We start from the raw sequence: 17,572 nt of genomic DNA, 5'->3' as shown, positions 1-17,572 counted from the left end.
CCGGGCCGGTCTATCCGGCCCCGCTATGTACGGTCTCGATTCCCAGCATGCGCCGGGGGTCGATTCCCAGCATGCGCCGGGACTGGGCAGTCCGGCTCGGTGCCGGGAATGTGACGGGATGGTTCGCTGCGCGTCGCGCCGATCAGCGCTCGGCGAGGACCTCACCCACATACTTCGCAACGGCCGCCACCGAGGCGATTGTTCCCGGGTAGTCCATGCGGGTCGGGCCAACCACGCCAACGCTGCCGAATATCGTTCCCGATGCACCGTACCCTGTGGAGACCACCGAGGTTCCACGGAGGTTCTCGGTTTGCGTCTCCTCGCCGATCTGCACGGTGACGCGGCCCATCCGCTGTGTCGTCGCCAACAACTTGAGCACGACGACCTGCTCCTCGAGCGCTTCGAGCACCGTGTCCATGCCGCCGTTCATCGGAGCAAAATCGGCGGCAGAGCGCGCCAGATTCGACGTTCCGCCGAGCACAAGACGGTCGACGCCGCGTTCGACGAGGGTCTCGACCAGGACGGTCGCGAGCCGGATGACCTCGTCGCGAATGTCGCCGGGGGCCTCGTTGGCGAGTTCGGCGACTGCCGCGGACGCCTCCTCGAGACGCTTGCCGTGGAGTGCCGCCGAGAACATGTCACGCAGCCGTGAGATGTCGTCCTCGGAACGGTCGGCACCGAGCGCCACCATCCGCTGCTCGACGCGACCGGTATCGGTGATGACCACCAGCAGCAGACGCGACGGCGACAACGTGACCACCTCGAGGTGGCGGACCGTCGCCGTCGACAACACGGGATATTGGATGACCGCGACCTGCCTGGTCAACTGTGCGAGCAGGCGCACAGACCTCCGCAGCACGTCGTCGAGGTCGACGCCGCGGTCGAGGACGGACAGGATGGCCCGACGTTCCGCCGCCGACAGCGGCTTGACCTCGCTGATCCGGTCGACGAACATCCGGTAGCCCTTGTCGGTGGGAACACGACCCGAGCTGGTGTGCGGCTGCGCGATGTAGCCCTCCGCCTCGAGCACGGCCATGTCGTTTCGGACCGTCGCACTCGACACACCGAGATGGTGTCGTTCGACCAAGGCCTTGGAACCGATGGGTTCCTGCGTGTCCACGTAGTCGGTCACGATGGCACGCAGCACCTCGAACCGCCGATCGTCGGTCGCCGACACGTCCGCCACACCTCCTCGGGGCCTACTGTGCAATAAGCTTCAGGGCAAATGAGCTCTGGGCAATAAACTCAGGGCACATACAGTCTGGTCAATCCAGTTCGCAGACTCCATCCTAAGCGACGGCCGACGACGAACCGGGGCCATCGCGCGGGCGTAAGTCGCCGTGAGCCGGCCCGGACTACTCAGGAGCCGGGACGACTCGAAAGAGAAAGACAGTGAGAGCGTCGGGATGATTTTCAAGGGTGTGCGGGAGGGGAAGCCCTACCCCGACCACGGATTGTCGGTCCGCGGGTGGGCCAAGATACCTCCTCGCCAGCTACGACTCGACGAACTCGTCACCGTCACCACAGTGCTGGCTCTCGACAAACTCCTCAGCGAGGACTCCACGTTCTACGGCGACCTGTTCTCCCATGTCGTGCGCTGGCAGGGCGACCTCTATCTCGAGGACGGCCTGCACCGCGCGGTGCGTTCGGCGCTCCGGAACCGGCACATCATCCACGCGCGGCTACTCGACCTCGACGCCTACGACCTCTCACCTGGCGCTCTACCCCTCGAGGAACAACTCGACGACACCGCCGAGATTCCGACGACGTCGAGCCGTCCGACCCGACCGGTCGAGCCACCTCGAAGCCCCTCCGGCCAGGGCGGCGCGCATCGTCGACCGACCCGCGGCACGGGCTGGTCGACGCCGCCGCGCCGGCCCTGATCCGACGCTCCCCTACCTACCAGCCCTCACACCTCCATCGTCTTCTCGGTCGGCAGGTCGTAGACGGGACACTCCGCGACTCCGATCGTGTCGCGGGTGATCGCCTCCACGGCCGCCTGCGTTGCCTCGGCGTCGTTGACCCAGTTCTTGTAGAAGTCGAACGGGCAGTCGGCAACCCCCTTGTCGCCGTCACCACCGGCGAGCACACCGGTGTAGCCGCGATGGAGAAGTTTGAAGAGGTGATTCTGCGACTGGTCGTATTTGCGGGCATCCCGGATGGTCGACAGTGACAGTTGCGCGAACTGGATGCCGTAGTCCTCCTCGCCGCACTCGCCGAGTGTCCGACCGTCGAATCCGATGATCGAGCTGTGACCGAAGTAGGTGTAGACGCCGTCCCATCCGGTGGCGTTCGCGACCGCGACGTAGCAGTTGTTCGCCCACGCCATCGCCTTCGCCATCAACACCTGCTGGTCCTTGGCGGGGTACATGTATCCCTGGGGACGCACGATGAGTTCCGCACCCTTCATCGCGCAATCGCGCCAGATCTCCGGGTAGTTGCCGTCGTCGCAGATGATCAACGAGATCTTCATGCCCTTGGGTCCGTCGGTCACATACGTCTGACCACCGGGGTACCAGCCCTCGATGGGCGTCCACGGCAGAATCTTTCGATACTTCTGCACGATCTCACCCTCGTCATTGATCAGGACGAGGGTGTTGTACGGCGGCTTGTTCGGGTGATCTTCATGGCGCTCACCGGTGATCGAGAAGACACCCCAGGTCTTTGCATCACGACACGCCTTGGCGAAGATGTCGGTCTCGTCGCCCGGGATGCTCGCGGCCGTCGCGTACATCTCGTCGTTGTCGTACATGATGCCCATCGTCGAATACTCCGGGAACACAACGAGATCCATGCCCGGGAGGCCGGTCTTCATCCCGACCACCATGTCGGCGATCTTGTGTGCGTTCTCGAGAACCTCGGCCTTCGTGTGTAGGCGCGGCATCTTGTAGTTCACCACCGCGACGCCGACCGTGTCCGGACTCGATGAGATGTCTCCGTGCCGCATGTTGCCTCCTCCAGCCGCGTGGGCTTCGACTTTTCGCTTCCACTTGGAAGTACTATCACCGCCAGAGTAGGAGGCAGGGCATTACCGTCGGATTGCGTCGATGTTCGAAGATGGTTACCCGGCAACAGTTGTGGGCTGTCTTCGACAGCAACACACTGCACGACGCCCGCACATCTGCTTTCATTCGAAAGTAGGTGTGGATCTACGAGACCGAGCGAAGCGACGAACGACGAAGGGACCAACAGTGTCGGGATACCTGTCGCAGAAGGTCGACGACCTCAACTCCGGTCACCTCACCACGGGACGCGCGCGATCGTTCCGCATGGGCCGAGCGTCGTCGCCCGAGCAACTCTCGGCGTCGCTGCGAGCCGCGATCATCGGCCAGGATCACGCCATCGACGCCGTCGTCCGTGGATTGACGATCGCCGCCGCGGGAATCCGGGATCCCCACCGGCCCATCGCCTCCCTGCTCTTCGTCGGACCGACGGGAGTCGGGAAGACAGAGCTCGCCCGCCGACTCGCCGCCGAGATAGCAGGCGATCCGGACCGACTGTGCCGCATCGACATGAATTCGCTTGCCCAGGAGCACTACGCCGCGTCGCTGTCGGGCGCACCGCCCGGATACGCGGGCGCCAAGGAGGGTTTCACGCTCTTCGACCGAGAGCTGGTGGAGGGCAACATCTCCCGACCGGGCATCGTGCTGTTCGACGAGGTCGAGAAAGCGCACACCACCGTGTTGCGCTCGCTACTGCAGATACTCGACAGCGGCACACTGCGATTGACCGCGGGCACGTCGAGCATCAGCTTTCGCAACAGCGTGGTGCTGCTGACGTCCAATCTCGGATCCGCGGAACTCGCAGCGAAGACCCGCACCCAGAATCCCTCGACATTGCGACGTTTCCTGTCCGGCGTCGGCCGGTCTCCCGACACGACGCACTCCGACGGTGAGCTCGTCGATCGAGCCGTCGAGGAGTTCTTCGATCCCGAGCTCTACAACCGATTCGACGAGATCGTCCGGTTCACCCCGCTCGACGAAGAAAACGCGGGAGCCATCGTCGACCTCGAGCTGCGGCGACTGACCGAGACGCTCGGCGACCGCGGAATCACTTGGGCAGCAGATGATTCCGTGCGCCGCCATCTGCTCGCGCACGGCTTCGACAGGGTGTACGGCGCGCGCAATCTCAAGCGCGTGATCCGACGTGAACTGCACGCGTCGGTCGCGCAGGTCATCGTTCATCACGACGCCGACGGTCCACTCTCGATGAGCAGTACGGTTCGTGGCGGCTCGATCATCACGTCGCAGCAATGACGACGCAGAGACGACAACGCGGGAATCACGCAACGTGGATACGTTCGAGCACGTCGAGGTCGAGATGACGCGCCGCGGCCACGTAGACGTCCTGATCCGTATGACCGGCGCCGAGGCGCAGGGCACCGCGCGAGCCGTCGATCGTCGCACCGCGAGCCGCGGCCTCGAGCGCCGGAACCGCGAGCGAGCCGGCACGCGTGGCGATTTCGCCGAGCACGTTGATCGCCTCGTAGCAGGACTGACCAATGCTGTTGAGCATCGGTGCGTCGACACCGTGGAATCGGTGGTAGCGGGCACCGAAGTCGAGCGTCGACGTGGTGGCGAGCGAATCGAAATAGCCTGCGGCAGAGTACATGTTGGCAGTTGCCGACGCCCCCATGCCGAGTACCTGGTTCTCCTCGAGAATGGGACTGAATCGCAGACTGATCTCGTCGAGGCCGCGACGAGCGAACGCGCGGCCGAACCGGACGGCGTCGTCGCCGATCAGCAGTACGAGCACCGCGTCGGGACCATGCACCTCCAGCCAGTCGAGTGTCTCGGTGAAGTCCGACGTTCCCAGCGGCGTGAAGGTCGATCCCAGGTGCGACATGCCCGCACCGGCCAGGTGCGCCTCGGCGCGCGCCGCGATCTGCCTCGGCCACACGTAGTCGTTGCCGACGACGCACCACGTGTGCGCTCCGAATTGGCGGCGCAACCAGTCGAGTGCCGGCAATACCTGTGCGCCCGGCGACTCGCCGGTCATGAACAAACCCGGTGTGCGAAACTCGCCTTCATGCAGTGCCGCATACACGTAGGGCAACTCGCCGCCGACGTACCGGAGGATCTCCTTGCGCACCGCGGAGATGTGCCAGCCGACGACGGCGTCGATCGCACCTGCTCGCCACAGAGTCGCCACCTCCTGCGCGACGACTGCGGGACGTCGGCCCCCATCGACGATCACCAGTTGGATTTCACGGCCCAGAACTCCTCCGCCGCAGCTCAATTCGGCGACGGCGAGATCACCGCAGGCCTCACACGACGGCCCGAAGATGCCCGCGGATCCCTGCACGGGAACTACATAGGCGATGCGTATCGGCAACTCGCGATGGGTCATTGGACTCCCCTGACATCCGCGATCGCGGCCTGCGTATGAGCGGCAAGACTACACGCGCATCGACGCAGCGGCGCGCGAACGAAGCCGAGCTCCCGCTACTCCTACGCCTGCTCAGCGCGGCGCGCAGCGTCGAATCCGGCATCTCGGAGGCGCTGGCGGCGGCGGGTGTGACGCCCGAGCAGTGGCGCGTCCTCAGCGTCCTCGAGGCGGGTGGGGGCCGCACCATGAGCGATCTCGCGCAGACCGCGGTGGTGCCGGCGGCCACCGCGACGCGCATCGTCGATCAGTTGGTCTCGAAGGGCCTGGTCTATCGCCGCGCCGATCCCGCCGATCGACGTCGGGTCGTCGTGCATCTCAGTGCTCGGGGACGTCGCACGGTGGCGCCGATCCTCGACGCCGAGGCCACGCTCGAGCGTGCGGTTGTCGAGGAATTGGGACCTCGTGGGTACCTCGGCGTTGCGACGTCACTCGACCTGATCGCTCACATTCGACCCGACGACCACGCGGGCACCCCTGATGCGGCCGTCGCACCCCCGGGTTCGCTCAACCGTCCATGAGCAGGATGTCGCGAATCACGCCGTCGGCGAGGAGCCTGCCGCGGTCGGTCAGCACCAGTCGCTCTGCGTCGTCGTCGCGCAACAGCCCCGCCGCGCGTGCGCGCTCCGCCGCCACCAACTCGCCCTCGCTGAGGGCCTCGGTGGGCAGTCCCTCACGGCAGCGCAGCGCGAGCATGACCTGCTCTTCGTGCCTATCGGTCGCCGTGAGCGTCTCGGAGTCGTCGACGGCAAGACCACCCATCTCCAGGGCCCGCGCATAGCGCGCGGGATGCTTGACGTTCCACCAGCGCACACCGTTGACGTGCGAGTGGGCGCCGGGACCGATTCCCCACCAGTCGTCGCTGCGCCAGTAGCCGAGGTTGTGTCGGCACTCGCCCGCCGGTGTGCGCGACCAGTTGGAGACCTCGTACCAGTCGAACCCGGCGTCGTGCAGTCGTTGATCGAGCAGAACGTAGCGGTCGGCGAGCACGTCGTCGTCGGGCGCGGGCAGTTCGCCGCGGCGGATTCGACGTGCGAGCGCTGTGCCGTCCTCCACGATCAGCGCGTACGCCGAGACGTGGTCGACAGGGGTGTCGAGGACGGCGTCGACGCTGCGATGCAGGTCGGCGTCCGTCTCACCGGGCGTGCCGTAGATGAGGTCGAGGTTGAGGTGCTCGAACCCCGCTGCCGACGCCTCGCGCGCGGCTGCGACCGCCCGTCCCGGCGTGTGGGTGCGATCGAGTGTCGCGAGCACGTGCGGAGCGGCCGACTGCATGCCCAGCGAGATCCGGGTGAATCCCGCCTCGAGCAGACCGTCGAAGAACGCAGGCGACGTCGACTCCGGGTTGGACTCCGTCGTGATCTCGGCGTCGGCATCGAGGTCGAAGCGTCCGCGCACCGCGTCGAGCAATCGACGCAGACCGTCGGCTCCGAGAAGCGACGGCGTCCCACCGCCGACGAAGATCGTCGAGACGGGGCGCCGGGGACTCAGCAGAGCAGCCGCCGTGTCGAGTTCGCGGCCCACCGCCGCGAGCCACGATTCCGGCGACGACGACGAGCCGAGCTCCCCCGCCGTGTAGGTGTTGAAATCGCAATACCCGCAGCGCGTGGCACAGAACGGCACATGCAGGTACAGGCCGAATCCGGTATCCGGATCGACCCGAGAACACGCATCGACGATCGGTTCGGTCACGCGAGCGGGCGCATCGCCCCGCAGCTCGACAATCGTCTCGACATCCACCCGTCCATGATGCGCGTCGCCTCACGTCGACTTCTGTGCGGGGCAGGCCGTCGGCCGACTTTGCCTCAGCATGACGCAAAATAAGTGCAAGTAGACGACGGGTGCCCTCCCGTGGCACTATGGATGGCGTGAATTTCCCCGGGGTGTGGCTCGCAGCACGACGCCACGTCGATTTCAAGCGCGTCTGTAGCGCTAGCTGTCGTCCTTAGACGACGACCGGCCCCGAGAGTTCCCCGCACGCTGCGGGAATGCCGGCAGATACCCGGTGGAACACCGACGGTGTCGCCCGACGGAACACCACCGTTGCGCCCACACGGAACCGCCCAGTCACAGCCAAGACCGCGCGAAAGCCGGTGCCCGTGCGCCCGGCATCAGGAGACTTCATGACGTCCACGACAGACATCACGCCCGACAGCGGTGCAGGCTCGAACGAGCAGCCCGGTGACGGCGCGTCGGGTCAGAACGGCGATCGCCGCACGACCCGCGAACGTCCTGCCCGCACCCCCCGTGCGCAGAACGGCGACCGCCCAGCTCGCAAGCCTCGCCCGACCAAGCGTCGCGCGGAGGGCCAGTGGAAGCTCGGGTATCGCGAGCCGCTGAACCCCAACGAGCAGGTCAAGAAGGACGACAACCCGCTCAACGTGCGTGCCCGCATCGAGAACATCTACTCCAAGCAGGGCTTCGACTCGATCGACAAACAGGATCTGCGCGGCCGGATGCGCTGGTGGGGCCTCTACACGCAGCGCGCGCAGGGCTACGACGGCACCTGGACCGGCGACGAGAACATCGACATCCTCGAAGACAGCCACTTCATGATGCGCATCCGGTGCGACGCAGGCGCGCTCAACGTCGAACAGCTCCGCACGCTGGGCCGGATCTCCACCGAGTTCGCCCGCGACACCGCCGATCTGTCCGACCGTGAGAACGTCCAGTACCACTGGATTCGCATCGAGGACGTCCCGACGATCTGGGAGCGCATCGAGGGCGTCGGCCTCAAGACCACCGAGGCGTGCGGCGACTGCCCGCGCATCATCCTCGGGTCCCCGCTGGCGGGCGAGGCCATCGACGAGGTCCTCGACCCGACCCCCGCGATCGACGAGATCGTGCGCCGCTACATCGGCGATCCGCAGTATTCCAACCTGCCCCGCAAGTTCAAGACGGCCATCTCAGGTCTGCAGGACGTCAGCCACGAGACCAACGACATCGCATTCATCGGTGTCGAGCATCCCGAGCACGGCCCCGGCCTCGACCTCTGGGTCGGCGGCGGACTGTCGACGAACCCGATGCTGGCCCAGCGTGTCGGCGCCTGGATTCCGCTCGACGAGGTCCCCGACGTCTGGGAAGGCGTCGTGTCGATCTTCCGCGACTACGGCTACCGCCGTCTGCGCGCCAAGGCCAGGCTGAAGTTCCTCATCAAGGACTGGGGCATCGAGAAGTTCCGCCAGGTGCTCGAGGACGAGTACCTGCACCGCAAGCTGATCGACGGCCCCGCCCCCACCCCGCTCACGCAGCCGCGTGACCACGTCGGCGTGCAGAAGCTCAAGAACGGCCTCAACGCAGTCGGGTTCGCCGCCATCGCCGGGCGCGTGACCGGCACCAAACTCACCGCCGTCGCCGACGCCGCCGAGCGCGTCGGCTCCGACCGCATCCGGTTCACGCCTTACCAGAAGCTCGTCGTGCTCGACGTCGCCGACGACAAGGTCGAGGAGCTCATCAGTGATCTCGCCAAGCTCGGACTCGTCGCCCGTGCGTCGAACTGGCGTCGAAACCTGATGGCGTGCAGTGGAATCGAGTTCTGCAAGCTCTCGTTCACCGAGACGCGCAAGCGCTCGCAGGTCCTCGTTCCCGAACTCGAGGAACGCCTGGCAGACATCAACTCCGAGCTCGACGTCCCCATCACCGTGAACATCAACGGCTGCCCCAACTCGTGCGCGCGTTCACAGATCGCCGACATCGGGTTCAAGGGCCAGCTCGTCGAGGACGCCGACGGCGGACAGACCGAGGGCTTCCAGGTACACCTGGGCGGCAGCCTCGGCCAGGATGCGGGCTTCGGCCGAAAACTGCGCCAGCACAAGGTGACATCCACCGAGCTCGGCGACTACATCGAACGCGTGGTCCGCAACTTCGTCGACCAACGCGAAGAAGGAGAGCGGTTCGCACAGTGGGCAGTGCGGGCCGACGAGGAGGCATTGCGATGACGACGAGCACCCAGAGCAGAACCGGACGGCGGTTCAACGAGGACGAGTTGCGTGAGATCGCTGCGCGCGGCGCAGCCGAACTCGGCGACAGCGCGACTCCCGAGGAGTTGCTGCGCTGGACGGCAGAGACGTTCGGCGACAACTTCGTCGTCGCGTCGAACATGCAGGATGCCGCGCTGGTCGATCTCGCCGTCAAGCACGTCGACCGCGCCCTGCTCGACGGCGACCCGGTGAAGGTGCTGTTCCTCGACACGGGCTACCACTTCGCCGAGACCATCGGCACGCGCGACGCCGTCGAGCAGGTCTATGGCGTCGACATGATCAACCTGACACCACAGCACAGCGTCGCCGAACAGGATGAACTGCTGGGCCGCAACCTTTTCGCCCGCAATCCCGGCGAGTGCTGCAGGCTGCGCAAGGTGGTTCCGCTGAAGGCAGGCCTGGGCAACTACGACGCGTGGGTCACGGGCATCCGACGCGTCGAGGCTCCGACACGCGCCAACGCGCCGCTCATCTCGTTCGACGAGGGATTCGGTCTCGTCAAGATCAACCCGATCGCCGCGTGGTCGGACGAGCAGATGCAGGACTACATCGACGCCAACGGCGTCCTGGTCAATCCCCTTGTCGACGAGGGCTATCCGTCGATCGGCTGCGCTCCGTGCACCGCGAAACCCGAACCCGGATCCGATCCGCGCAGCGGCCGCTGGGCCGGTCGCGCCAAGACAGAATGTGGGCTCCACGCATGACCATCACCGAACCCTCAGCGAGCGCAGGACGTGCTGTGACCGAACCGGACGATTTCACCACTCTCGACGCACTCGAGTCCGAGGCCATCCACATCTTCCGCGAGGTGGCAGGCGAGTTCGAGCGCCCGGTGATCCTGTTCTCCGGCGGCAAGGATTCGACGGTGCTGCTGCATGTGGCACTCAAGGCCTTCTGGCCTGCGCCACTTCCGTTTTCGCTGCTCCACGTCGACACCGGCCACAACCTCCCCGAGGTTCTCGAGTTCCGCGACCAGGTCGTCGAGCGGCACAATCTGCGACTGCACGTCGCCAAGGTCGAGGACTACCTCGCAGACGGCAGGCTCACCGAGCGCCCCGACGGCGTGCGTAACCCGTTGCAGACCATTCCCCTGCTCGACGCCATCACCGAGAACCGATTCGACGCGGTGTTCGGCGGAGGCCGTCGCGACGAGGAGCGTTCGCGCGCCAAGGAGCGGATCTTCTCCCTGCGCAACGCATTCGGCCAGTGGGACCCCAAGCGTCAGCGCCCCGAACTATGGAACCTCTACAACGGTCGCCACGCTCCGGGCGAGCATGTGCGCGTCTTCCCGCTCTCCAACTGGACCGAGCTCGACGTGTGGCGCTACATCACGCGTGAGCAGGTCCTGCTCCCACCGATCTACTACGCACACGAGCGTGAAGTCTTCAATCGCGATGGCATGTGGATGACATCCGGCTCGTGGGGCGGTCCGCGCGAAGGTGAAGAGGTGCAACGACTCTCGGTGCGTTACCGCACCGTCGGCGACGGCTCGACGACCGGCGCGGTGCTCTCCGATGCCGCAACCAACGACGCGGTCCTCGCAGAGGTCGCCGCCTCCCGACTGACCGAACGCGGCGCAACCCGTGGCGACGATCGCGTCTCCGAAGCCGCCATGGAAGACCGCAAGCGCGAAGGATATTTCTGATGGCATCGACCACCCAGCACGTCCCCGACCTGCTCCGCATCGCGACCGCGGGCAGCGTCGACGACGGCAAGTCCACGCTCGTCGGCCGGCTCCTCTACGACACGAAGTCTGTGCTGGCAGACCAGATCGACGCGGTGACCAAGGCATCGGTCGACCGCGGCCTCGAAGGACCCGACCTCTCGCTGCTCGTCGACGGACTGCGCGCAGAGCGCGAGCAGGGCATCACCATCGACGTCGCGTATCGCTACTTCGCCACGCCGGCACGGTCTTTCGTGTTGGCCGACACCCCGGGCCACGTCCAGTACACCCGCAACACGGTGTCCGGCGCGTCCACAGCACAGCTCGTCATGCTGCTCGTCGACGCCCGCAACGGGGTCGTCTCCCAGACGCGCCGTCACGCCGCGGTCATGGCGTTGCTCGGTGTGCCGCAGCTCGTGTTGGCGGTCAACAAGATCGACCTCGTCGACGACGCCGCGTCGGTGTTCGCCGAGATCTCCGCCGAGTTCGGTGAGCTGACCCGCACGCTCGGCTGGTCGCCCGAGCAGGTGACCTCGATTCCCGTGTCGGCACTGCACGGCGACAACGTCGCCATCCGTTCGGAGAACACGCCGTTCTACGACGGCCCCACGCTGATCGAGCATCTCGAGACCGTGCCGAACGCCGTCGAACGCCACGACGAGGTCGGACTCCGCTTCCCGGTGCAGTACGTCATCCGACCGCGCACCCCCGAGTACCCCGACTACCGCGGTTACGCCGGACAGATTGCTGCCGGGCGTGTGTCCGTCGGCGACGAGGTCACCGTTCTGCCCTCCGGCGTGCGCACCACCGTGACCCAGATCGACACCGCCGACGGCCAATTGGCAACGGCACACACCGGCCGCAGCGTCACCCTGCTGCTCGCAGACGACGTCGACATCTCGCGCGGCGACCTCATCGCCGCCGTTGCCGACGCCCCGGAGCCGATCGCTCAGTTCACCGCGACGGTGTGCTGGCTGGCCGAGAAGCCACTGCGTCCCGGCGCGCGGCTGCTCCTCAAGCACGGCACCAAGACCACGCAGGCCATTGTCGGTGGGCTCGACGCCCTGTTCGACGAGCAGAACCTCACACTCGTCGACGCCCCGGACACCGTGGAGCTCAACCAGATCGGCCGCATCACGGTGCAGACCGCGGAGCCGATCCCAGCGGACGACTACCAGGTGAGTCGCGAATCGGGCAGCTTCCTGCTGATCGATCCGCAGGGCGGCAACACCCTCGCGGCAGGCCTGGTGGGCGACGCGCTGTCGACGCTGCACCTCAAAGAGTTGGTGTGACAACGACACTGCTTCTCGTCGCGCACGGTAGCCGCGATCCACGCTTCGGCGACACCGCACAGCGCGTGCGGTCAGTCGTGGCACGCAGACTACCGTGCGTCGACGTCCGGCTCGGCTTCCTCGATCTCGATACCCCTTCTGTCGCAGCACAACTCGCGGCACTGCGGGGCGAGTGCGTCGTCGTGCCGCTACTTCTCGCGCCCGGCTACCACAGCGAAGTCGACCTGCCTGCCCTGGTGGCCGAGCACCGTCGGGCGAGTGTGACGACCACACAGGTCGTCGGATCGTACCGACTGACCGACGCACTCGCGGATCGACTCGACGAGGCGGGCGCACAACCCGGCGACGGCATCGTCGTAACGGCGGTCGGTTCGACGAATCCCACTGCCGCGCATGTGGTTCGACGCCGCGCCATCGAGTTGTCGACACGCCTGCACCGTCCGGTCGACGTGGTGTTCGCGACGAAGCTGGGCACCGGAGACATCATGCTGCGCAACGCGATTCGACGACTCCGGACTGCCGGAGCGGAACGCATCGCGCTGAGTCCGTACTTCTTGTCGGCGGGACTGCTCACCGAACGCGTGGAGACCGCGCTCGATCGGCTGGTCTCCGACGCCGTCGTCGCAGGTCCGATCGGAACGCATCCGGTGCTTGTCGACGCGGTCGTCGACAGCTATCGCCGCGCATGCGCCGACGCGGCGGTCGACATGGACTCTGCCGCAAGCTGAGTCGCCAGCCGCCGCGCGCTCACGCTCTCACACCTCGCTGAGTGCAGGCACTTTCGTCGCACGGGCGTAGATGGTCTCCCCCTGCTGCAGGTGCAGCGCGTTGGCGTCGCCGCGGGTGATCTGCGCCTGGAACTCGTCACCGGTCGCAGCGGCGACCAGCTCCACCCTGGTCTCGAATCCGAGGTTCACCACGCGCTGAACCGTCGCCTTGATGACGCCGGTGTCGAGTGAGGCATCGGCCGCGGGAAGCGCGAGTTCGGGGTTGCGTCCGATACGAATGTCGTGCGGGCGCACCAGTTCTCCGTTGAGTCGCACGGTAGAGCCGAGGAACGACGCAACGAACGGGTTGATCGGGCGGTCATAGAGATCATCGGGTGCGCCGATCTGCTCGATCTTGCCCTTGTTGAGGACCGCGATCCGGTCGCTCACGTCGAGCGCCTCCTGCTGGTCGTGCGTGACGAGGACCGTCGTCACCTGCATGTCCTCATGCAAGCGGCGCAACCACTTTCGCAGATCCTCGCGCACCTTGGCGTCGAGCGCGCCGAACGGCTCGTCGAGCAGCAGCACCTTGGGGTCGACGGCCAGCGCGCGCGCGAGCGCCATGCGCTGACGCTGTCCGCCGGACAACTGCGCGGGAAAACGCTTCTGGAAGACCGTGAGTCCGACGATGTCGAGCAGTTCGTCGACCTTGGCGTCGATGTCCTTCTTGGCACGCTTACGGATCTTGAGTCCGAACGCGATGTTGTCGCGCACCGTCAGGTGCTTGAACGCCGCGTAGTGCTGGAACACGAAGCCGATGTCGCGCTTCTGCGGCGACGCGCCGGAGACATCGTCACCGTTGATGACGATGGTCCCCGAGTCGAGGTCGTCGAGACCTGCGATCGCGCGCAGGAGCGTCGACTTACCGCTGCCGGACGGACCGAGCAGTGAGGTGAGAGAACCGGCCGGGATCTCGATCGAGACATCGTCGAGTGCGGCGAAATCGCCGTATCGCTTATTGGCACCAACCACCGAGATGGACATGTCAGACTCTTTCTTTCTCGTGAAGCACCTGTTGCGAATCGATGGACTCGGGAGCATACGGCGGGGTCAGGTGGATGTCGTCGGGTTCGACCTCGTCGTCGCCGGTGGTCGTACTCGCCTCCGCGTAGCGGTTCCGTGCGCGTCGATCGACGAACGACATCGCGACCAGCACGAGCACCGCGACCAGCATCAGGAGTGTCGCGGCGGCGTAAGCGCCGTACTCGTTGTAGTCGTCGGTGTAGCGGGAATGCACGAGCAGCGTCAGCGTCTGCGAGATGCCGGGGTAGTTCGACGACACCATCGTCACGGCGCCGTACTCGCCGAGCGAGCGTGCGACCGTCAGCACGATGCCGTAGGTCAGTCCCCAGCGGATCGCGGGAAGCGTGATCCGCCAGAAGGTCTGCCACCCGCTCGCGCCCAGGGTCGCGGCCGCCTGTTCCTGCTCGGTACCGATCTCACGGAGGACCGGCTCCACCTCACGCGCAACGAATGGCAGTGTGACGAAGAGCGTCGCCAGAACAAGGCCGGGGAAGCCGAAGATGACGCGGAAGCCCAAGCTCTCGACACCGCCGAACCACCCCCCATATCCCCACAGCAGGATCAGCGCGACACCGGCGACCACGGGTGACACCGCGAACGGGAGGTCGACGACGGCCTGCAGAACGCCCTTGCCGGGGAATCGTCCTCGGGCGAGCGCCAACGCGATGATGATGCCGAAGATGACGTTCAACGGCACGACGATCACCACGATGAGCAGGCTCAGCTGCAACGCCGAGATCGCGGCCGGCGTGGTGATCCATTCCCAGAACTGGCCGAGGCCGTGTTCGAAGGACCGCCAGAAGATCAGTGCCACGGGAACGATCAGGAGAACGAACAGGTACACGAGCGCGATGGTGCGGAGCCCGTAGCGGGTCGTCGCCGATAGTTTCATCGGTCCAGTTCCTCACGCTTGGTCTGGCGCCGACCGACGATACGCAGCACCAGAAGTGCGACGAAGGCGATCAGCAGGAGTACGACCGAGATGGCTGCGGCGTTGACCGGCTCGTCGATCTCGATCTGCTGCTGGATGTACTGCGAGGCGACCTGGGTGTCGCCGGGGATGTTTCCGCCGATGAGGACGACAGAACCGAACTCACCGATCGCACGGGTGAATGCGAGGCCCGCACCCGTGAGGATCGCGGGAAGCAGCGAGGGCAGCACGATCTTGCGGAAGATGGTGCCGTTCCGTGCCCCGAGAACCGCCGCGGCCTCTTCGACGTCGGTGTCGAGTTCGATCAACACCGGCTGCACCTGGCGGACGACGAACGGCAACGTGACGAACGTCAGCGCGATGATCAACGCGGGCTTCGTCGCCGCGAGATGGATGTCGATAGGACTGTTCGGCCCGTACAGCGAGAGCAGCACGAGGCTGGCGACGATGGTCGGCAGTGCGAACGGTAGATCGATGATCGCGTTGACAAAGCCCTTGCCGCGGAAGTCATCTCGCACCAGCACCCAGGCGATGATGGTGCCGAACACGACGTTGATGAGAGCGGCAACGATGGAGACGAGGACGGTGATCCAGATCGCGTCGATCGCGTTTTCGGCGGTGACCGCATCCCAGAAGCCGCTCCAGCCGTCGTCGAAGGACTGAACGGTGATGGCGGCCAGCGGCAGCAGGACGATGATGCTCAGCCAGAGCCACGCCGTACCGATTGCCGCGGGACTCACACCCGCGAAGGTCCGTGAGCGACCGAGAAATCCCTTGGGCGGCTGCGAATTCGACGACGCTGCGTGCTGCACCGACGCGTTGTCGGGAGCGCTCGCGACCTCTCCCGCGGCGGTCATTGCTTGCCACCTTCGTTGTAGATCTTGGTGATCGAGCCCTTGGTACCGAAGAGTGCGTTGTCCACGGCTTTCCACCCCTTCAGGTCTTTGCCCTTATTCTTGGCCGCGGTGCCTTTACCCAGGGTCTTACCGAGTTCGTCGATTGTCCATAGTTTCGTGATGTCGCCGGGAAAAAGGGGTTTCGTCTCGGCGATCACCGAAGGCACGACCGGACGGAACCCCTGCTTTGCCCAGATCTGTTGTGCCTCATCGGTGAACAGGAAGTCGACGAAAGCCTTGGCCGCCGGCAGGTCCTTCGACGTGTTGACCACGGCGACAGGATTTTCGATCTTGAACGTCTGTGGCGGAATCAGGTACTCGACCTGTGAACTCTCCACCGCTCCGGCGTTCTTGCGCTGCAGCATGATCGCTTCGTTCTCGTAGCTGATCAGCACGTCGCCCTGGCCCTGCTGGAACGTGGTGGTCGCCTCACGTCCCGACTTCGGGCGCACCTTGACGTGGTCGCGCACGAGGTCGCCGACGTAGTCGAGTCCGGCCTGCGGATTCTTGCCGCCCTCGCTCTTCGCCGCATACGGCGCGAGCAGGTTCCATTTCGCCGAGCCGGAACTGCCCGGGTCGGGGGTGATCACCTGAACACCCGGCTTGAGCAGGTCGTCCCAGTCGTGGATGTTCTTGGGATTGCCCTTGCGAACCACGAGTGCGACGACCGAGCCGAACGGGATGCTGTTGTGCGGTTCGGCCTTCTTCCAGTCCTCGTCGACGAGTCCCGCCTTGACCAGGCGCGTCACGTCGGGTTCGACGGAGAAGTTGACGACGTCCGCCGGCACGTGCCGAGCGACCTTGCGCGACTGGTCACCCGATGCCCCGTACGACGCCGAGAAGCCGATGTCCTTGCCCTCGGGAGTTGCGCGGAAGGCCGGGATGATCTTGTCGAATCCAGGCTTGGGAGTCGCGTAGGCGACGAGATCGAGGTGACGGCTTCCGCTGGAGATGTCGACACCGTCAGGCGTGTCCGTCGAGCCGCCACCACACCCGGCGACCAGTGCAACAGTTAGCGTTAGTAAGCACGCCACAACTGGTAGGCGCCATCTGCGGGCCAGACTTGGACTCACGGATCCTCCACGATGATTCCCGGCTTCGCGGGACGTCGCGGCCGGAGCAGGATCACGCTAGCAACGCCGAGCGCCTCCCCCAAGACGAGATCCGACGCCTCGCAGTCGGTCCGGGCCGATCAGCGCGTGAGGAGCCAGGCGAGCACGACGAGAACGATGAGCGCCAGCAGCGCCCAGGTCACCCGTGACTTCATCATTGCGGTCACAGCCCCTTTCCGTCGTCGTCGGCGAACCGTCGACGATCGAACACGTTCATCACCGCTTCGACCAGCACATTCAGGATGAGTGCGATGCCGATTGCGACTGGGACCACCACTGCGAGAGTGACCAGGAGCTGCGGGACGAACGACAATCCGGTGAGCCACTCCTCCACCGAATCCCACCACGCGAGGAAGCTGTCCATGCCTGTCTCCTCGCGTCTGCCCGGCCTCCGCCGAGTTTGGATCAGTGTGATTCGAATTCCGCGCTCGAGGCTTCACCATCGCATCGCGAAACCAGCTCGAGTCGAGAGCCGCGTTCACGCGGCCACTCGATCGTATCGAAATGCGCCGGACCGGCTCGC

The 17,572-nt window shown here is 65.7% G+C and carries 18 protein-coding genes; 8 read left to right on the top strand and 10 right to left on the bottom strand.

What is annotated here, in order from left to right; genetic code table 11:
• Positions 1-142: 142 nt before the first annotated feature.
• Positions 143-1,177 (bottom strand): heat-inducible transcriptional repressor HrcA, encoded by a 1,035-nt coding sequence (gene hrcA, locus ACRVY7_RS16685; RefSeq protein ID WP_049698605.1) that lies wholly within the window; start codon positions 1,175-1,177, stop codon positions 143-145.
• A gap of 229 nt (positions 1,178-1,406) precedes the next feature.
• Between hrcA and ACRVY7_RS16680 the strand changes: the two genes are divergently transcribed.
• Entirely contained in the window at positions 1,407-1,883 is a 477-nt protein-coding gene (locus ACRVY7_RS16680) for a type II toxin-antitoxin system VapB family antitoxin (protein WP_049698340.1), read from the top strand.
• 26 nt (positions 1,884-1,909) lie between these two features.
• Here the strand turns inward: ACRVY7_RS16680 and ACRVY7_RS16675 are convergent, their stop codons facing one another.
• Positions 1,910-2,947: an aliphatic amidase gene (locus ACRVY7_RS16675; protein WP_049698341.1), complete on the bottom strand. Its 1,038-nt coding sequence runs from the start codon at positions 2,945-2,947 to the stop codon at positions 1,910-1,912.
• Between the two features lie 244 nt (positions 2,948-3,191).
• On the opposite strand from ACRVY7_RS16675, the gene ACRVY7_RS16670 reads away from it, so the two are divergent.
• Positions 3,192-4,256 (top strand): AAA family ATPase, encoded by a 1,065-nt coding sequence (locus ACRVY7_RS16670; protein ID WP_431817835.1) that lies wholly within the window; start codon positions 3,192-3,194, stop codon positions 4,254-4,256.
• 25 nt (positions 4,257-4,281) lie between these two features.
• Here the strand turns inward: ACRVY7_RS16670 and ACRVY7_RS16665 are convergent, their stop codons facing one another.
• Positions 4,282-5,349, bottom strand: coding sequence for a substrate-binding domain-containing protein (locus ACRVY7_RS16665; protein WP_431817834.1), 1,068 nt, complete (start codon positions 5,347-5,349; stop codon positions 4,282-4,284).
• A 35-nt stretch (positions 5,350-5,384) separates the two neighbouring features.
• Here ACRVY7_RS16665 and ACRVY7_RS16660 point away from each other — a divergent pair, with 35 nt between their 5' ends.
• Positions 5,385-5,906, top strand: coding sequence for a MarR family winged helix-turn-helix transcriptional regulator (locus tag ACRVY7_RS16660; RefSeq protein ID WP_431817833.1), 522 nt, complete (start codon positions 5,385-5,387; stop codon positions 5,904-5,906).
• On the opposite strand, the gene hemW is transcribed toward ACRVY7_RS16660, so the two are convergent.
• Together hemW and ACRVY7_RS16650 are read right to left on the bottom strand one after the other, a co-directional pair.
• Positions 5,893-7,101, bottom strand: coding sequence for a radical SAM family heme chaperone HemW (hemW, locus tag ACRVY7_RS16655; protein ID WP_431817888.1), 1,209 nt, complete (start codon positions 7,099-7,101; stop codon positions 5,893-5,895). The genes ACRVY7_RS16660 and hemW overlap by 14 nt on opposite strands.
• Positions 7,102-7,330: 229 nt before the next feature.
• Positions 7,331-7,510 (bottom strand): hypothetical protein, encoded by a 180-nt coding sequence (locus ACRVY7_RS16650; protein ID WP_431817832.1) that lies wholly within the window; start codon positions 7,508-7,510, stop codon positions 7,331-7,333.
• Here ACRVY7_RS16650 and ACRVY7_RS16645 point away from each other — a divergent pair.
• Genes ACRVY7_RS16645 through ACRVY7_RS16625 form a run of 5 tightly spaced genes read left to right on the top strand, consistent with a single transcriptional unit; the run spans position 7,509 to position 13,048 of the window.
• A complete protein-coding gene (locus tag ACRVY7_RS16645; protein ID WP_431817831.1) occupies positions 7,509-9,323 on the top strand; it encodes a nitrite/sulfite reductase in 1,815 nt (604 codons plus the stop codon). The genes ACRVY7_RS16650 and ACRVY7_RS16645 overlap by 2 nt on opposite strands.
• Positions 9,320-10,069, top strand: a complete 750-nt coding sequence (locus ACRVY7_RS16640; protein WP_431817830.1) for a phosphoadenylyl-sulfate reductase — start codon at positions 9,320-9,322, stop codon at positions 10,067-10,069. The genes ACRVY7_RS16645 and ACRVY7_RS16640 overlap by 4 nt, the downstream gene beginning before the upstream one ends.
• Positions 10,066-11,010, top strand: a complete 945-nt coding sequence (cysD, locus tag ACRVY7_RS16635) for a sulfate adenylyltransferase subunit CysD (protein WP_064864626.1) — start codon at positions 10,066-10,068, stop codon at positions 11,008-11,010. Before ACRVY7_RS16640 ends, cysD begins: the two co-directional genes overlap by 4 nt.
• Complete coding sequence (locus ACRVY7_RS16630; protein WP_049698348.1) at positions 11,010-12,320, top strand: sulfate adenylyltransferase subunit 1; 1,311 nt, start codon at positions 11,010-11,012, stop codon at positions 12,318-12,320. The genes cysD and ACRVY7_RS16630 overlap by 1 nt, the downstream gene beginning before the upstream one ends.
• Positions 12,317-13,048: a sirohydrochlorin chelatase gene (locus ACRVY7_RS16625; RefSeq protein ID WP_431817829.1), complete on the top strand. Its 732-nt coding sequence runs from the start codon at positions 12,317-12,319 to the stop codon at positions 13,046-13,048. Before ACRVY7_RS16630 ends, ACRVY7_RS16625 begins: the two co-directional genes overlap by 4 nt.
• A gap of 27 nt (positions 13,049-13,075) precedes the next feature.
• Here the strand turns inward: ACRVY7_RS16625 and ACRVY7_RS16620 are convergent, their stop codons facing one another.
• The 5 genes from ACRVY7_RS16620 to ACRVY7_RS16600 all read right to left on the bottom strand — a co-directional run bounded on the left by ACRVY7_RS16620 (position 13,076) and on the right by ACRVY7_RS16600 (position 17,413).
• Positions 13,076-14,071, bottom strand: coding sequence for a sulfate/molybdate ABC transporter ATP-binding protein (locus ACRVY7_RS16620; protein ID WP_005205094.1), 996 nt, complete (start codon positions 14,069-14,071; stop codon positions 13,076-13,078).
• A 1-nt stretch (position 14,072) separates the two neighbouring features.
• A complete protein-coding gene (gene cysW / locus ACRVY7_RS16615) occupies positions 14,073-15,002 on the bottom strand; it encodes a sulfate ABC transporter permease subunit CysW (RefSeq protein ID WP_049698350.1) in 930 nt (309 codons plus the stop codon).
• Positions 14,999-15,898, bottom strand: a complete 900-nt coding sequence (cysT, locus tag ACRVY7_RS16610) for a sulfate ABC transporter permease subunit CysT (RefSeq protein ID WP_431817828.1) — start codon at positions 15,896-15,898, stop codon at positions 14,999-15,001. Before cysT ends, cysW begins: the two co-directional genes overlap by 4 nt.
• Entirely contained in the window at positions 15,895-16,971 is a 1,077-nt protein-coding gene (locus ACRVY7_RS16605) for a sulfate ABC transporter substrate-binding protein (RefSeq protein WP_431817887.1), read from the bottom strand. The genes cysT and ACRVY7_RS16605 overlap by 4 nt, the downstream gene beginning before the upstream one ends.
• A gap of 241 nt (positions 16,972-17,212) precedes the next feature.
• Positions 17,213-17,413, bottom strand: a complete 201-nt coding sequence (locus ACRVY7_RS16600) for a hypothetical protein (RefSeq protein ID WP_049698351.1) — start codon at positions 17,411-17,413, stop codon at positions 17,213-17,215.
• Positions 17,414-17,572 lie beyond the last annotated feature (159 nt).

It is taken from the genome of Gordonia jacobaea (genome assembly GCF_965344965.1).
In the GTDB taxonomy this organism is placed as follows: domain Bacteria; phylum Actinomycetota; class Actinomycetes; order Mycobacteriales; family Mycobacteriaceae; genus Gordonia; species Gordonia jacobaea.
Note: the sequence above shows the minus strand (reverse complement) of the source record. Positions and strands in the feature narration are given on the sequence as shown.

What these genes read in the sequence shown, in the direction of transcription:
- cysW (WP_049698350.1), bottom strand. Translation starts at nt 15,002, where the DNA reads ATGAAACTATCGGCGACGACCCGCTACGGGCTCCGCACCATCGCGCTC.
- ACRVY7_RS16600 (WP_049698351.1), bottom strand. Translation starts at nt 17,413, where the DNA reads ATGGACAGCTTCCTCGCGTGGTGGGATTCGGTGGAGGAGTGGCTCACC.
- ACRVY7_RS16640 (WP_431817830.1), top strand. Translation starts at nt 9,320, where the DNA reads ATGACGACGAGCACCCAGAGCAGAACCGGACGGCGGTTCAACGAGGAC.
- ACRVY7_RS16620 (WP_005205094.1), bottom strand. Translation starts at nt 14,071, where the DNA reads ATGTCCATCTCGGTGGTTGGTGCCAATAAGCGATACGGCGATTTCGCC.
- ACRVY7_RS16660 (WP_431817833.1), top strand. Translation starts at nt 5,385, where the DNA reads ATGAGCGGCAAGACTACACGCGCATCGACGCAGCGGCGCGCGAACGAA.
- ACRVY7_RS16675 (WP_049698341.1), bottom strand. Translation starts at nt 2,947, where the DNA reads ATGCGGCACGGAGACATCTCATCGAGTCCGGACACGGTCGGCGTCGCG.
- ACRVY7_RS16680 (WP_049698340.1), top strand. Translation starts at nt 1,407, where the DNA reads ATGATTTTCAAGGGTGTGCGGGAGGGGAAGCCCTACCCCGACCACGGA.
- ACRVY7_RS16650 (WP_431817832.1), bottom strand. Translation starts at nt 7,510, where the DNA reads ATGAAGTCTCCTGATGCCGGGCGCACGGGCACCGGCTTTCGCGCGGTC.
- cysD (WP_064864626.1), top strand. Translation starts at nt 10,066, where the DNA reads ATGACCATCACCGAACCCTCAGCGAGCGCAGGACGTGCTGTGACCGAA.
- cysT (WP_431817828.1), bottom strand. Translation starts at nt 15,898, where the DNA reads ATGACCGCCGCGGGAGAGGTCGCGAGCGCTCCCGACAACGCGTCGGTG.
- ACRVY7_RS16630 (WP_049698348.1), top strand. Translation starts at nt 11,010, where the DNA reads ATGGCATCGACCACCCAGCACGTCCCCGACCTGCTCCGCATCGCGACC.
- ACRVY7_RS16665 (WP_431817834.1), bottom strand. Translation starts at nt 5,349, where the DNA reads ATGACCCATCGCGAGTTGCCGATACGCATCGCCTATGTAGTTCCCGTG.
- ACRVY7_RS16645 (WP_431817831.1), top strand. Translation starts at nt 7,509, where the DNA reads ATGACGTCCACGACAGACATCACGCCCGACAGCGGTGCAGGCTCGAAC.